Origin of the sequence: Cryptosporangium japonicum (assembly GCF_039524755.1) — a bacterium.
GTDB classification, from domain to species: Bacteria; Actinomycetota; Actinomycetes; order Mycobacteriales; family Cryptosporangiaceae; genus Cryptosporangium; species Cryptosporangium japonicum.
This window is the reverse complement of sequence record NZ_BAAAGX010000003.1, coordinates 292,212-307,984: the sequence shown is the minus strand read 5'-3', so window position 1 is coordinate 307,984 and position 15,773 is coordinate 292,212. Positions and strand designations below refer to the sequence as shown.

Below are 15,773 nucleotides of genomic sequence, written 5' to 3'. Positions count from 1 at the left end.
AGCAGTGACGCACGCAGGAGACAAAGTCGCCGACGCACTCCGCGCCTCGATCCGTGAGGTCGAACGCCTGCGCCGGAAGAACCAGGAACTCGTCGACGCGTCTTCCGAACCGATCGCGGTGGTCGGCATGGCCGGCCGATTCCCGGGCGCCGCGGACTCCGTCGCCGGCCTGTGGGGCGTGCTGGCCGCCGGCGACGACGTCCTGGGGACCGCTCCCGGTGACCGCGGGTGGACGCTCGCCGGTCTGCCGGAGGCTGCGCGCCGGGGAGGGTTCCTCGCCGACGCGGGATCGTTCGACGCCGGGCTGTTCGGCATCTCGCCGCGCGAGGCATCCGGCATGGATCCGCAGCAGCGGCTGGTGCTGGAGTCGGCCTGGGAGGCGTTGGAGCACGCACGGATCAGCCCAGCATCGCTGGGCGGCAGCCGCACCGGGGTCTACGTCGGGACGAACGGCGAGTCGTACGGGGCACTGCGCGGCGACGACGGCGAGTCGATCCTGGGTCGGGTCGGCAGTTTTCTCGCCGGCCGCGTGTCCTACGTGCTCGGTCTGGAGGGGCCGGCGCTGACCGTGGACACCGCGTGTTCGTCGTCGCTGGTCGCGATGCACCTGGCCGTCCAGTCCCTCCGGAAGGGGGAGTCCGCGCTCGCGCTCGCCGGTGGGGTGACCGTGATGTCCACCCCCGAGACGCTCGTGGAGTTCGCACGGCAGGGTGGGTTGTCGTCGGACGGGCGGTGCCGGTCGTTCGCGGAGGGTGCGGACGGGACGGCGTTGTCCGAGGGCGTCGGGTTGGTGGTGTTGGAGCGGTTGTCGGACGCGCGCCGCCACGGTCGGCGGGTGTTGGCGCTGGTCCGGGGCAGCGCGGTCAATCAGGACGGCGCGTCGAACGGTTTGACGGCGCCGAACGGTCGCGCGCAGCGGCGGGTGATCCGGCAGGCGTTGGAGTCGGCCGGGCTGGGACCGTCGGACGTGGACGTGGTGGAGGCGCACGGGACCGGGACGGCGTTGGGTGATCCGATCGAGGCGCAGGCGTTGCTGGCCACGTATGGGCAGGACCGTGAGCGCCCGCTGTGGTTGGGGTCGGTGAAGTCGAACATCGGTCACACGCAGGCCGCCGCCGGGGTCGCCGGCGTGATCAAGACGATCCTGGCGCTGCGCCACGGTCGGTTGCCGCGGACACTGCACGTGGATGAACCGTCGCGACACGTGGATTGGGCGTCGGGTGCGGTGCGGGTGGTGTCGGAGGCCCAGGATTGGCGCCGGGAGCCCGGCCGTCCTCGTCGAGCCGGGGTTTCGGCGTTCGGGATCTCGGGTACGAACGCGCATTTGATCCTGCAGGAGGCTTCGGAGTCCGAGGTCGCCGATGAGCCGGCGGGAGCGGCATCGGTCCCGCTCGTGGTGTCCGCCCGTTCGGCGGAAGCCCTGCCGGGGCAGACCGCCCGTCTTGCGGCGTTCCTGCGTGAGCGGCCGGACGTTCCGCTTGCGGAGGTGGCGTGGTCGTTGGTGACCACGCGGGCGTCGCTGGAGCACCGGGCCGTGGTGGTGGGTGAGGATCCCCTCACGCTGGCGGCGGACCTGGAAGCGTTGACACCGCGGCCGGTGTCGGCCGGTGGGTTGGCGGTGGTGTTTCCGGGTCAGGGGTCGCAGCGGGTGGGGATGGGGCGTGTGTTGGGGGAGCGTTTTCCGGTGTTTCGGGAGGCGTTCGAGGAGGCCTGCGAACTGTTGCCGGCTGGGGTGCGGGGAGTGGTGCTGGATGGCCCGGAGGAGGTTCTGGCGCGGACGGGGTGGGCGCAGTTGGGGTTGTTCGCGGTGGAGGTGGGGTTGTTCCGGTTGTTGGAGTCGGTGGGTGTGCGGCCGGTGGTGGTGGCGGGTCATTCGTTGGGGGAGTTGTCGGCGGCGTGGGCGGCGGGTGTGTGGTCGTTGGGGGATGCGTGTCGGGTGGTGGCGGCTCGGGCGAGGTTGATGGATGGGTTGCCGGCTGGTGGGGCGATGGCTGCGGTGTGGGCGGACCGGGCGGCGGTGGAGGCCCGGCTGATTGGTTCGGGTGTGGTGGTGGCGGCGGTGAACGGGCCGGGTGCGGTGGTGGTGTCGGGTCCGGTGTCCGAGGTCGACTCGCTCGTGGAGTCGTGGACGGGTGGTGGGGTGCGGGCGCGGCGGTTGCGGGTGTCGCATGCGTTTCATTCGCCGTTGGTGGAGCCGATGTTGGGGGAGTACGCGTCGGTGCTGGGTGGGGTGGAGTTCCGGGAGCCGGTGGTTCCGGTGGTGTCGGCGGTGACGGGGGAGGTGGCGCAGCCGGGTGAGTTGACCGATCCGGGGTATTGGGTGGAGCAGGTGCGGCAGCCGGTTCGGTGGGCCGAGGCGGCCGAGGTGGTCACTCAGCGGGCTGGGACGGTGTTGGAGGCTGGGCCGGGTGCGGTGCTCAGTGCCGTCACCGAGGGGTGTGTGCCGTTGCTGCGTCCCGATCGGGACGAGGTATCGGCGCTGCTCGCCGGCCTGGGGCGGGCCGACACGTCGGGCGTCGACGTGGACTGGACCGCGGTCGTGGAGCCGGCCCGCACGGTGGAGCTCCCCACGTACGCGTTCCGGCACGAGCGCTACTGGCCGACCACGACGACCGACTCCACCACCGGCGGCCCCGCCGACTGGCGCTACCGCGTGGAGTGGACGCCGCTCTCGGCCGGAACGTCACCCGGGACCTCACCGCGCTGGACGGTCGTCGGGGTGAACGACGACCCGCTGGTCGGAGACGTCGCCGCGGCGCTCGGGACCCAGCCGGTGATCGTCAACCGCCGAGCCGACCGCGACGCGGTCCGAACGGCCTGCGCCGCGACATCCGGCGCCGAGGGCACAGTAGTGGTGGTGCCTCGCGGCGACGACGCGACGACGGTGACGTTGGCGCTGGTGCTGGGCACGGAGGAGCTGCCGGGCCCGGTGTGGTGCGTCACCCGGGACGCCGTAGCGGTGGCGCCGGACGAGGACGTCGATCCCGGCGCGGCCGCCGTCTGGGGAATGGGCCGGGTCATCGGCCTGGAACGGCCGGACCGCTGGGGCGGCCTGATCGACGTGCCCGCGACCGACGCCCCGGGCGCGACCCTGGTCCGCGCGTTGTCCGCCTCGGGCGACGACGATCAGATCGCGATCCGGGCGGACGAACTCCACCGGCGCCGTCTCCGTCGGGCCGACGTGCCCGTTCCGGACGAGGTCCGGGTGCGGGGGTCGGTGCTGGTCACCGGGGGAACGGGCGCGTTGGGCGCGCACGCGGCCCGGTGGGCGGTGGGGCTCGGCGCGGAGCACGTGGTGTTGGTCAGTCGTCGTGGTGCGGCTGCCGATGATGCGGAGGCGTTGCGTGACGAGCTGGAGGGTCTGGGCGCCCGGGTGACGATCGAGGCCTGCGACGTGACCGACCGCGACGCGGTGGAAGGCGTGTTGAACCGGATACCGGCGGAGTTCCCGCTGACGGGTGTCGTGCACAGCGCCGGTGTCCTCGCGATGGCCGCCCTGGACGACGTCACCCCCGAACACCTCGACGAGGTGTTCGGGGCCAAATGCCGGTCGGCTGCGCTCCTGGACGAGCTCACCGGCCCGGACCTCGCGTTGTTCGTGTGTTTCTCATCGATCGCCGGCGTGTGGGGGAGCGCCAACCAGGCCGCCTACGCCGCGGCGAACGCCTATCTCGACGGGCTGATGCAGCGTCGCCGGGTTCGCGGGCTCGCCGGTACGTCGATCGCGTGGGGTCCCTGGGCGGGCGGTGGGATGTCGCACGGCGACGCCGCGGAGTGGCTGAGCCGCCGCGGTGTCCGGCCGATGGACCCCGACGAGGCGCGCACCGCGATGAGCGCCGAGCCGGCCGGGCTCGTGGTGGCCGACGTCGACTGGGAGCGTTTCGTCCCGGGGTTCACGCTCAACCGACGGCAGCCGCTGCTCGACGAGATCCCGGAGGTGACGGCGGTCCTGACCGGTGGCGTCGACGACCGACCGGCGGCGGACGGCGTCGCGGTCTGGGTCCGCGAGACCGCCGGGCTCGCCCCGGCCGAACGACGGCGCACCCTCCTCCAGCTGGTGTGCGGGCAGATCGGTTCGGTGCTGTCGTACGGCCCGGCGGACGACGTCACACCGGAGCGGTCGTTCCGGGAGCTGGGCTTCGACTCGCTGACGGCCGTCGAGCTACGTCGGGACCTGAGCCGGTCGACGGGCCTGAAGCTCCCGGCCACCCTGGTGTTCGACCATCCGACGCCTGCGGCGCTCGCCGAGCACTTGGACCAGGAGCTGGTCCGCACCGCCGGGGACGGATCCGACCTCCCGGTGCTGACCCAGCTCGATTCGGTGGAGACCGCGCTGGCGGCGATCGGCGCCGACGACCCGATGCGGTCGAAGGTCGCGACTCGACTGCGCGCGTTGCTGCTGGCCTGCGACGTGGACCGGTCCGACGCGGACGCAACCGCGGTGCTCGACACGGCCAGCGACGAGGACCTGTTCACGTTCATCCGCACGGAGTTCGGCCGCTCGTGAGCGGCCACGGCCGGTGGGTGACGCACTACGACGTGGGGACGAGCTGCGGTGGCGAGTGAAGCGGAACTTCGGGAGTACCTGCGGTGGGTCACCGCGGACCTGCACCGGGCCCGGCAGCGCCTGGCCGAGCGGGAGTCCAGGGACCGGGAACCGATCGCGATCGTCGGGATGGCCTGCCGCTACCCGGGCGGAGCGAGTACACCGGAGGCGCTCTGGGACCTCCTGCACGGCGGCCGGAGTGCGGTCGGACCGCTACCGACCGACCGCGGCTGGGAGATCGACCGGCTCTACCACCCCGACCCCGACCACCGCGGAACGTTCTACGCCCGCGAGGGCGGTTTCCTCAGCGATGCCGCCGACTTCGACGCCGCGTTCTTCGACATCTCGCCGCGCGAAGCCCTGGTCATGGATCCCCAGCAGCGGCTGCTGATGGAGGTCTCCTGGGAGGCGTTCGAACGCGCCGGACTCGACCCGACCGCGCAACGAGGCAGCGACACCGGAGTGTTCTTCGGCGTGTCCGGCCGCGACTACGGGAGCCACCTCGACGAACCTCCCGAGGAGGCCGAGGGCTACCTGCTCACCGGCTTCGCGACAAGCGTCGCGTCCGGCCGGGTCGCCTACTCGTTCGGGCTCGAGGGACCCGCGGTCACCCTCGACACCGCCTGCTCGTCGTCACTCGTCGCGATCCATCTCGCCGCCCAGGCACTCCGGCTGGGCGAGTGTTCGATGGCGTTGGCCGGCGGAGCGGTGGTGATGTCGACGACCGACGTGTTCGTCGAATTCAGCCGCCAGCGGGGACTCGCGTCCGACGGCCGGTGCAAGTCGTTCGCCTCCGCGGCCGACGGCACCGGCTGGGGCGAGGGTGCCGGCGTGGTGCTGCTCGAGCGGCTGTCCGACGCGCGTCGGCTCGGGCACCCGGTGCTCGCGGTGGTCCGCGGCTCGGCGATCAACCAGGACGGCGCGTCCAACGGGCTGACCGCACCGAGCCGACCCGCGCAAGAGGCGGTCATCCGCCGGGCGCTCGACCACGCCGGGCTCTCGGCCCACCAGGTGGACGCGGTCGAGGGACACGGCACCGGCACGACGCTCGGCGACCCGATCGAAGTGCAAGCGCTGCAGGCGACGTACGGACGCGCCCGGCCACCCGGCCGACCGCTGCGTCTCGGCTCGATCAAATCGAACCTCGGGCACACGCAGGCGGCGGCCGGCGTCGCCGGGGTCATCAAGATGGTGCTGGCGCTCCGGCACGGGCTGCTCCCACGCACCCTGCACGTCGACGCGCCGAGCCACCACATCGACTGGCCGGCCGGCGGCGTGGAGCTGCTCACCGACGCCCGGCCCTGGCCCGCCGGTGCGGAGCCCCGCCGCGCAGCGGTTTCCGCGTTCGGTATGAGCGGCACCAACGCCCACCTGATCCTGGAGGAGGACGTTCCGGAGCCCGTCGCCCCACCGCAGCCGGAGAACGGCGCACTCGGCCCGCTCACCCGGGTGCCCTGGGTGCTCTCGGCCCGGTCCGGGGCGTCGCTGCGGGCCCAGGCCGCTCGGCTGCGGGACGCGCTCGACGCCGAACCGGACGCGGAGCCGGTGGCGACCGCGGTCGCGCTCGCGACGACCAGGGCGCGGCACGAGCACCGGGCCGTCCTGCTGGCCGCCGACCACCACGCGCGGAGAGCCGCCCTCGACGCGCTCGCCGACGGCACGGCCTCACCGGACGTCGTGAGCGCCGAAGTCGTCGCCGGATCCGGCCCGGTCTTCGTCTTCCCCGGCCAGGGCTCCCAGTGGGCCGGGATGGCCCGGGGACTGCTGACCGTTCCGGCGTTCGCCGCGAGCATCCAGGAGAGCGACGCCGCACTCGCCCCGTACGTCGACTGGTCGCTGAGCGCCCTGCTCCGCGGCGAGCCGGACACGCCGTCGCTGGACCGGGTGGACGTGGTGCAGCCGGCGCTCTACGCGGTGATGGTGGCGCTGGCCGAGACCTGGCGTGCGGCCGGCGTCGAACCGGCGGCCGTGATCGGGCACTCGCAGGGCGAGATCGCGGCCGCACGGGTCGCCGGTGCCCTGTCCGCCGAGGACGGCGCCCGGCTCGTCGCGTTACGCAGCCGGGTCCTGCGTCGGCTCTCCGGGCGCGGCGGCATGGTCTCGGTGGCGACGTCCGAGGCGACGGTGCGCGCCACGCTGCCGGCGGAACTGTCGATCGCCGCGGTGAACGGCCCCCGGTCCGTCGTGGTGGCCGGCGACGCGACGGTGCTCGACGCCTGGCTCACGCGGAGCGTCGCCGAGGGCGTTCGGGCCCGTCGGGTGCCGGTGGACTACGCGTCGCATACCGCGCAGATGGACGAACTCCACGCGGAGCTCACGACGGTGCTGGCCGGGGTGAACCCGGTCCGGTCGGCGGTGCCGTTCCTGTCCGCGGTGACCGGCGGCGTGCTCGACACGGCCGCGCTCGACACCGCCTATTGGATACGCAACCTGCGGGAACCGGTGCTGTTCGCGGCCGCCGTCGACGCGGCCGTCGCGCAGGGGTTCACCCGGTTCGTCGAGACCAGCCCGCACCCGGTGCTGCTGCCCTCGATCCAGGAAACCGCCGAGGACGCCGGGCGGTCGATCGCCGTGGTCGGTTCGCTGCGCCGGGACGAGGACGATCGGGCCCGTCTGCTCACGTCGTTCGCCGAGGCGGACGCCGCCGGTGTGGACGTGCGCTGGACCAGCCTGGTCGGCGTCGGGACCGGACCGGTGCTGCCCCTGCCGACCTATCCGTTCGACCGGCGCCGCTACTGGCTGAGCGCTCCCGAGCCGACCGGCACGACCCCGGCCGCGACGGACGAGGCGGAAGCCGCGTTCTGGTCCGCGGTCGAACGGAACGCGGCGGACGAACTGGCCGATCTGGTCGGCGACGCCGCACCCGACGCACCGGACGTCTGGCGCGGGGTCCTTCCCGGCCTCGCGGACTGGCGGACACGCCGACGCGAGCGCACCGCGGTGGCTTCGTGGCGCTACCGCATCCACTGGCGCCCGGTCGACGTACCGACCGCGACGACGACGGCCCGCTGGTTGGTGGTGCTCCCACCCGAACCCGACGACCCGCTCGGCGCGTCGGTGATTCCGGCCCTGGAACAGCTCGGTCACACGGTCGTGCCGCTGCGGCTCGACGACCCGACCGTCGACCGGGCGACCCTGGCTGCCCTCCTGCGCGACGCCGCCGGAAGGGACGAGCCGGCCACCGGTGTGCTCTCGCTCGTCGGTGCGAACGAACGTCCCGTCCCCGGACGCCCCGCTGTCGCCTCCGGTGTCGCCGCGACGTTGACCCTGGCGCAGGCACTCACCGACGTCGACCTGCGGATACCCCTGTGGTGCGCCACCGGGGGAGCGGTCTCGATCGGACGGTCCGACCCACTCCGGAGCCCGGCGCAGGCCCAGATCTGGGGTCTGGGCCGGGTCGTCGGGCTGGAACACCCCGAGCTGTGGGGTGGCCTGGTCGACCTGCCGTCCGCTCCCGACGAGCGGGCCTGGCAGCGGCTGGGCGCGGTGCTGGCCGGCACCGGCGGCGAGGACCAGGTCGCGATCCGGGCGTCCGGCGTGTTCGCCCGGCGTCTCCTCCCGGCGCCGGCCGAAACCGGCGAGCCGGCGCACCCGTGGACGCCTCGCGGCTGCGTACTCGTGACCGGCGGTACCGGTGCGCTCGGTGGGCACGTGGCCCGCTGGCTGGCCGACGCGGGTGCCGAGCACCTCGTGCTCACCAGCCGCCGGGGCGCGGCGTCTCCCGGAGCGGCCGAGCTGACCGCCGAGCTCGAAGCGCTCGGCGCCCGGGTCACGAACGCGGCGTGCGACGTCGCCGACCGCGACGCGCTCGCCCGATTGCTCGCCGACGTCCCACCGGTGACCGCGGTGGTGCACGCGGCCGGCGTCGGGCAGGCGACGCCGCTCGTCGACAGCGGCATCGAGGAGCTGACCGCGGTGCTCACCGGCAAGGTCGCCGGGGCGCGGAACCTCGACGCGCTGCTCGGCGACCGTCCGCTCGACGCGTTCGTGCTGTTCTCGTCGGGCGCGGCGGTCTGGGGAAGCGCCGCGCAGACCGGGTACGCGGCGGCCAACGCCTACCTGGACGCGCTCGCCGAGGACCGGCGCGCACGTGGACTGACCGCGACGTCGGTGGCCTGGGGAAGCTGGGCCGGCGGTGGCATGGTGGACGACGTGGCCGACGACCTGCTGCGTCGGCGCGGCGTGCGGCCGATGGACCCGCGATCGGCCGTACTCGCCCTGCGTGAGGCGGTCGGGAGGGACGAGACGGCGGTCGTCGTGGCGGACATCGACTGGGCTCGCTTCGTGCCGCCGTTCACCCTCGCGCGTCGTCGTCCGCTGATCGAGGACATCCCCGCTGTTCGGGTCGCGGCGGCGGCCGACCGCTCCGCGGAGCCGCCCCACGCCGACCGCACGCCACTGCTGGACCGGCTGGCCGGCTTCACCGCTCGGGAACGGGTCGGGGCGCTCGTCGAGCTGGTCCGCGCGGAGGCCGCGGCGGTGCTGGGGCACGACTCGCCGGCCGCCATCACCGCGTCGCGGGCGTTCCGCGACGTCGGCTTCGACTCGCTCACCGCGGTCGAACTCCGCAACCGGCTGGCCCGGGCCACCGGGTTGTCGCTGCCGACGACCCTGGTCTTCGACCAGCCCGCACCGGACCGGCTCGCGCGTTACCTGCTCGACCGGCTGCGTCCCGGCGACGACGCGGTGACGCCGGTCGTCGCCGCACCGTCCCGCGACGTCGCCGACGACCCGATCGTGATCGTCGGCATGGCCTGCCGGTATCCCGGCGGTGTGGCCTCGCCGGACGACCTCTGGCGGCTGGTCCGCGACGAGGTGGACGCGATCGGGGACTTCCCCACCGACCGCGGCTGGGACCTGGACGGTCTCTACGATCCCGACCCGGACCACCCCGGCACCTCCTACGTGCGCCAGGGCGGATTCCTCGCGGACGCCGCCGGGTTCGATGCCGACTTCTTCGGTATCAACCCGCGGGAGGCGCTCGCCATGGATCCGCAGCAACGACTGCTGCTGGAAACCACCTGGGAGGCCCTGGAACGCGCCGGCGTCGACCCGGCGTCGGTACGCGGCAGCCGGACCGGCGTCTTCGCCGGTGTGGCCGGCGGGGACTATGCCGACGGCCTCGGCACGGTGCCCGAGGAGCTCGAGGCGTATCTCGGCACCGGCAGCGCGGCGAGTGTGGCCTCCGGCCGGGTGGCGTACGCCCTGGGCTTGGAGGGTCCCGCGGTCACGGTCGACACCGCCTGCTCGTCCGCGCTGGTCGCGCTGCACCTGGCCGCGCAGGCGCTGCGCCGCGACGAGTGCTCGCTCGCGGTGGCCTCCGGAGTAGCCGTGCTGTCCACGCCGCGGGCGTTCGTGGAGTTCTCCCGGCAGCGTGGGCTGGCGCCGGACGCACGCTGCAAACCGTTCGCGGCGGCGGCCGACGGCACGATCTGGGGCGAGGGCATTGGCACGCTGGTCCTCGAGCGGCTCTCGGACGCCCGCCGCAACGGGCACCCGGTCCGTGCGGTGCTGCGTGGCAGCGCGATCAACCAGGACGGAGCGTCCAACGGTCTGACCGCGCCGAACGGTCCGTCCCAGGAGCGCGTCCTCGCGGCGGCGTTGGCCGACGCGGGCCTGCGCGCCACCGACGTGGACGCGGTCGAGGCGCACGGCACCGGCACCACGCTGGGCGATCCGATCGAGGCCCAGGCTCTGCTGGCCGCGTACGGCCGGAACCGGGACGCCGGTCCGCTCTGGCTGGGCTCGGTGAAGTCCAACCTCGGGCACACCGCGGCCGCATCCGGGATGGCCGGCGTGATCAAGATGGTGCTGGCCTTGCGGCACGGCACGCTGCCGCGCACGCTGCACGTGGACGCACCGACACCGCACGTCGACTGGTCGGCGGGGGACGTCCGGCTGCTCACCGCCACGACACCCTGGCCACCGACGGACCGGCCCCGGCGGGCCGGCGTGTCCGCGTTCGGCATCAGCGGCACCAACGCGCACGTCATCCTGGAGCAGCCGGGCCACCAGCCGGAGGCGGAACCGCCGGCGCCGACCGGCGAACCGGTTCCCTGGATACTCTCCGGCGCGTCGGAGGGCGCGCTGCGCGCCGCGGCCGAGGAACTGGCGTCGTCCGTGACCGCCCGGCCGGACGTCGATCCGGTCACCGTGGGACGCGCGCTGGCCACCACGCGGGCCGCACTGGCCCACCGGGCCGTCCTGGTCGCGTCGACGCCGTCCGAGTTCGCCGGCGGCTTGCGTGCGCTCGCCGAGGGCCGCCCGGCGGGTGGCCTGGTCGTCGACCGGACCACGGGCGGCAAGCTCGCGGTGCTGTTCCCCGGGCAGGGTGGTCAGCGCCCCGGCATGGGTCGGGAGCTCTACGCGCGGCATCCCCGGTTCGCCGACGCGTTCGACGCGGTCTGCGCCGAGTTCGACCCGCAGCTGGACGTCCCGCTGCGCAGCCTGGTGTTCGACTCCGGGTCCGACGCGTCGACGCTCGCCCGGACCGACTACGCGCAGGCCGCGGTGTTCGCGGTGGAAGTCGCCCTGTACCGGCTGGTGGAGGAGTTCGGTGTCCGCGCCGACATCCTGTGCGGACACTCGGTCGGCGAGATCGCGGCCGCGCACGTCGCCGGGGTGCTGTCGCTGGCCGACGCGTGCCGGTTGGTCGCCGCCCGCGGCCGCCTGATGCGGACCCTGCCGGACGGCGGCACGATGATCGCCGTCGAGGCGGACGAGGACACCGTGCGGTCCTGGCTGATCGGCCGGGACCACGACGTCTCGATCGCGGCGGTCAACGGTCCGGCGTCGGTGGTGCTCTCCGGGGCGGACGAGGCGGTCCGCGCGGCCGCCGACCACGTCCGGGAGCTCGGCGGGCGGACCACCCGGCTGCGCGTCGGCCACGCGTTCCACTCGGTGCTGATGGACCCGATCCTGGACCCGTTCCACGCGGTTGCGTCCACCGTCACCTATCGCGCGCCGGAGATACCGGTGGCGTCCACGCTGACCGGCGCGATCGCGGTCGGCGACGACCTGCGGACACCGGAGTACTGGGTCCGGCACCTCCGGGAGCCGGTGCGGTTCCGTGACGCCGTGCGGACCATGCGCGCGCACGGCGCCGACGCCTGGTTCGAGGTGGGTCCGGAACCCGTTCTCTCGCCGGCCGTGCGTGACTGCGCCGATCAGGAACCGGGCACCGAGCCGCCGCTGCTGGCCGCCGCGCTCCGCGCCGGGCGGCCCGAGGTGGACACCCTGACCGACGCGCTGGCCCGGCTGCACGCGCGGGGAACCGGGCCGGACTGGAGCCGGTACTTCGACGCCCGTCCCACGGCCGCCGTGGAGCTGCCGACGTATCCGTTCCAGCGGCAGCGCTACTGGCTACGTCGCGCCGAGCCCACGCCGGACGTCGCGGCCGCCGGGCTGCGCCCGACCGGGCATCCGCTGCTCGGCGCGGCGATCGACGACCCGGCCGCCGACGGCCACGTGTTCGCCGGGCGGCTGACCCACCGCACGCACCCCTGGCTGGCCGATCACGCGGTGGTCGGCGTCGTTCTGCTGCCCGGCACGGCGTTCGCCGAACTGCTGCTGGCCGCCGGACGTGAGGTCGGCTGCCCGACGTTGGAGGAGCTGACGCTGCTGACCGCGCTCGTGGTGCCGGACGAGGGCGACGTCAGGCTCCGGACCGTCGTCGGCGAGGCGGACGCGAACGGGCGGCGGGTGGCCACGGTGTACGCCCGGACCGGCGCCGCCGCGGAATCTTCCGGCTGGACCCGGCACGCCTCCGGTGTGCTGGCGCCGGCGGAGCGCCGCGCGGCGCGGCCCACCCACTCGGTCTGGCCGCCGGTCGGCTCCCGGCCGGTCCCGCTGGAGCACCACTACGACGACGCCGAACGCGGCGGATTCCGCTACGGCGAAGCATTCCAGGGCCTGCGGGCCGCCTGGCGTGACGACGACGGGGTCTACGCCCGGATCGAGCTCCCGGCGGCGCTCGACGGCGACGCCGGAGCGTACCGGGTGCATCCGGCGCTCCTGGACGCAGCGCTGCACCCGGTCGGCCTGGGGCCGTTCCTGGCCGACGACGGGCGGCCGCAACTCCCGTTCTCCTGGAGCGGCGCCGTCCTCGGCGACGGTGCCGGTGCGCGGACCCTGCGGGTGCGGATCCGCGCGGTCGGTGCCGACGCCGTCTCGTTGGACGCGACCGACGAACAGGGCCGGCTCGTGATCGCAGTCGACTCGGTGACGCTGCGGCCGCTGCCCGACGACGCGCTGCGCGGCGCGCGGAATTCCGACCTCTACCGGGTCGACTGGGCGGAGCGCACCGGGCCGACCGGGACACCGGCCGCGACCGGTCCGGCGCCGGACGTCGTCAGCCGTGATTTCGGGCCGCCGGCGGCGTCGGACGGTGGCGAGCCGGGAGCCGTGGAGGAGGCGGTTCTGGCCGCCCTCACCGCAGCCCGGAACTGGCTGGCCGACCCCTCGGTCGTCGACTCCCGGCTGGTCGTGGTCACGACCGGGGCGGTCGCCACCGGCGAGGCACCGCCGGAGCCGGTCGGCGCCGCCGTGCGGGCGTTCTTCCGATCGGCTCAGCGGGAGAACCCCGATCGCTTCCTGCTGGTGGACCTCGACGACAGGCCGGCGTCCCGGAGCGCGCTTCCCGCGCTGGTCGCCGACCTGACCGCCACGGGCCCGACCGAGCCCGACGTGGCGATCCGCGACGGCCGCCTCCTCGTGCCGCGGCTGGTGCCGCTACCGGTGCCCACGGCTGCGGCGGCGGACGGTGCCGGGGCTCGGAGCGACTGGCCCGGCGGTGGGACCGTCGTGGTGACGGGCGCGACCGGCCTCCTCGGCGGCCTGGTGGCGCGGCACCTGGTGACCGCGCACGGCGTCCGGCACCTGACACTCGTCAGCCGCCGGGGACCGGACGCGCCCGCCGCGGCGGGACTTCGCGAGGACCTGGTCGCGGCCGGTGCCGAGGTGGACTTCCGGGCCGGCGACGTGGGTGACCGGGACGCGCTGTCCGACCTGCTCGCCGACATCCGGCGGCGTCGGCCGCTCACCGCCGTCGTGCACACGGCCGGTGTGGTCGACGACGGGCTGGTCACGACGCTGACCGCCGAGCGAGTCCGCGCCGTTCTCCACCCGAAGGTCCGCGCGGGTGCCTACCTCGACGAACTGACGCGGGACGACGACCTGCGGGCGTTCGTCGTGTTCTCGTCGCTGTCCTCGGTCGCCGGCGGCGCCGGACAAGCCGGTTACGCGGCGGCGAACGCCTACCTGGAGGCGCTGGTGGCCCGGCGCCGGGCCACCGGCCGGTCGGCCGTCGCGCTGGCGTGGGGGCCGTGGGCGCCGGTGGACGGGGCCGGCATGACCGGTGGGCTGACCGCCGTCGACACGCTGCGGATGCGGCGCGGCGGGCTGGTGCCGCTGACCAGGGACGACGGCCTGGCGATCTTCGACCGCGCGCTCACCGCACCCACGGAGCCCGTTCTGGTCACGGCGCGGTTCGACCTGGCCGCGTTGAAGCGCAAGCCCGCCGGGGACGTGCCCGCGCTGCTGCGGGCGTTGGTGCCCGCACCGAAGCCCGGCGGAGCACCGGGTGGTCGTCGGCCGGCCGCGAAGGGGTGGGACGGCGCCCTGGCCGGACTCGAGCCGGAGCGGCGGGCGGTGGTCCTGCTGGACCTCGTCCGCGCGGAGGTCGCCGCCGTGCTGGGACACGCGTCGGTCGAACGGATCCGACCCGACAAGCCGTTCAAGGACCTCGGATTCGACTCATTGACCGCGGTCGAGCTGCGCAACCAGCTCACGACGGCGACCGGCGTCCGGCTTCCGGCCACGCTGGTCTTCGATCACCCCAGTCCGGGTGCCCTGTCCACGTACCTGCTCGGCGAGCTGACCGAGAAGCGTGACGGCGACGGCGGATCGGTGGACTGGGACGCGATCGAGGGTCGTCTGCTGGTCGCCGCGGACGGCGGAGCCCGGGCCCGAGCGGCCGTCGTCGGACGGCTACGTGGGTTGCTGTCCCGGATCGAGACGCGCGGCGCGGAGAGTTCCGGGCCGGATACGCCGCTCGACGCGGACGAGCTGCTCAGCCTCATCGATCAGGAGTTCGGCGCGCGTTGAGCGCAGCACGCAGAAGGNNNCCCCTTCTGGGTTTCTCCGGGCTACTCGGCGATCTTGGTCCTCGTCGTCCAGCGGAACACCACCGGGCCGGGAGGAACGTCGGCGGGAGGCACGTCGACGCGCTCGAAGTGCTCGTAGCCGCCGCCGAACGGGAGCTTGACCTTGTCCTGGTCCGAAGCGATGCTGCACCACCGCGCCTCGTGCGGAAGGTCCATCGGGCCCCCTTCCAGAACGGCGTGGAACTGTAGGTCGTCGAGGGGTTCTCCGGTGTCTCGGGTCATGGCTGTCGGACCTCCTCTGTGGCCGCGGATCGGGGGATCCGGGACGGATGGAACGAGCGGCAACTGCGGTTCAGGCAGCGGCGGCACCCGGCGCGCGTCCGTGCGCGCCGCCGAGCCAACCGGCCACCGTGTTCGTGGCGCGGAGCAGCCCGGCCGCGTCGAGGACGGGCGGGAACAGGTCGGCCCACACATCGGCCCGCGCGGCACATTCGCGCTCGGTCTCGTACCACTTGCGGGCCGCCGGGGCGTCGGCGAACGATCCCGAACGCGCCGTGGTGCCGGCCTCCGGGTAGAGCGTGCGGCCGGCGTCGTGGAACGACACCAGGTAGTGCTCGAGCAGCCGTCGGCGGGCGTCCGGCCGCTGCGCGCGCAGCTCCTCGGAGCAGCTCGCCAGCGCGAAATCCCGGAGCAGACCGTAATAGCGGTACCGCCCGAAGCCGGGGACCTCGAGGAGGTTGGCGTCGGCCAGAGCTTCCACGGTCTCCTCGGCGTCGGCGGGCGGTAGGCCGCTGATCGCCGCCGCCGTGTCGAGGTCGAACTCGCCCGCCGGATGGAGGCAGAGCAGGCTGAAGGCGCGCTGCTGCGCCGGTGTGAGCCGCCGGTAGGAGGCGGCGAACGCGGCGTTGAGGTCGAGGTCCCGGGTGGACAGCGCGCCCAGTCCCCGCGGGCGGTCGCGCAGCACGCGGTTCAGGTCGTCGATCTGCCAGGCCGGTCGGTGGCGAACGCGGGCGGCCGCGATGCGTACGGCCAGCGGATGGGCGTGGCACCGCGTGACGGCGTCGGCGACCGCGGCCGGGTCGTGGACCCCGGTGCCCAGCGCGCCGGCGATCGCCGGGGCCACC

The 15,773-nt window shown here is 74.3% G+C and carries 3 protein-coding genes and 1 pseudogene; 2 read left to right on the top strand and 2 right to left on the bottom strand.

All coding sequences use genetic code 11. From position 1 onward, the window contains the following. Positions 1–4: 4 nt before the first annotated feature. Both ABD437_RS03040 and ABD437_RS03035 read left to right on the top strand, forming a co-directional pair. On the top strand, positions 5–4,507 hold the full coding sequence (locus tag ABD437_RS03040; RefSeq protein ID WP_344647173.1) for a type I polyketide synthase: 4,503 nt from the start codon (positions 5–7) through the stop codon (positions 4,505–4,507). Positions 4,508–4,555: 48 nt separating this feature from the next. Beyond that, positions 4,556–14,650, top strand: coding sequence for a type I polyketide synthase (locus ABD437_RS03035; protein WP_344647172.1), 10,095 nt, complete (start codon positions 4,556–4,558; stop codon positions 14,648–14,650). Between the two features lie 41 nt (positions 14,651–14,691). Here ABD437_RS03035 and ABD437_RS03030 read toward each other — a convergent pair whose 3' ends face one another. After that, positions 14,692–14,931 (bottom strand): DUF5988 family protein, encoded by a 240-nt coding sequence (locus ABD437_RS03030; RefSeq protein ID WP_344647171.1) that lies wholly within the window; start codon positions 14,929–14,931, stop codon positions 14,692–14,694. Positions 14,932–15,001: 70 nt separating this feature from the next. Continuing rightward, positions 15,002–15,773, bottom strand: a pseudogene (locus ABD437_RS03025) (hypothetical protein); the annotation flags it as partial.

Coding starts and splice junctions, on each gene's coding strand:
- ABD437_RS03030 (WP_344647171.1), bottom strand. CDS start 14,931: ATGACCCGAGACACCGGAGAACCCCTCGACGACCTACAGTTCCACGCC.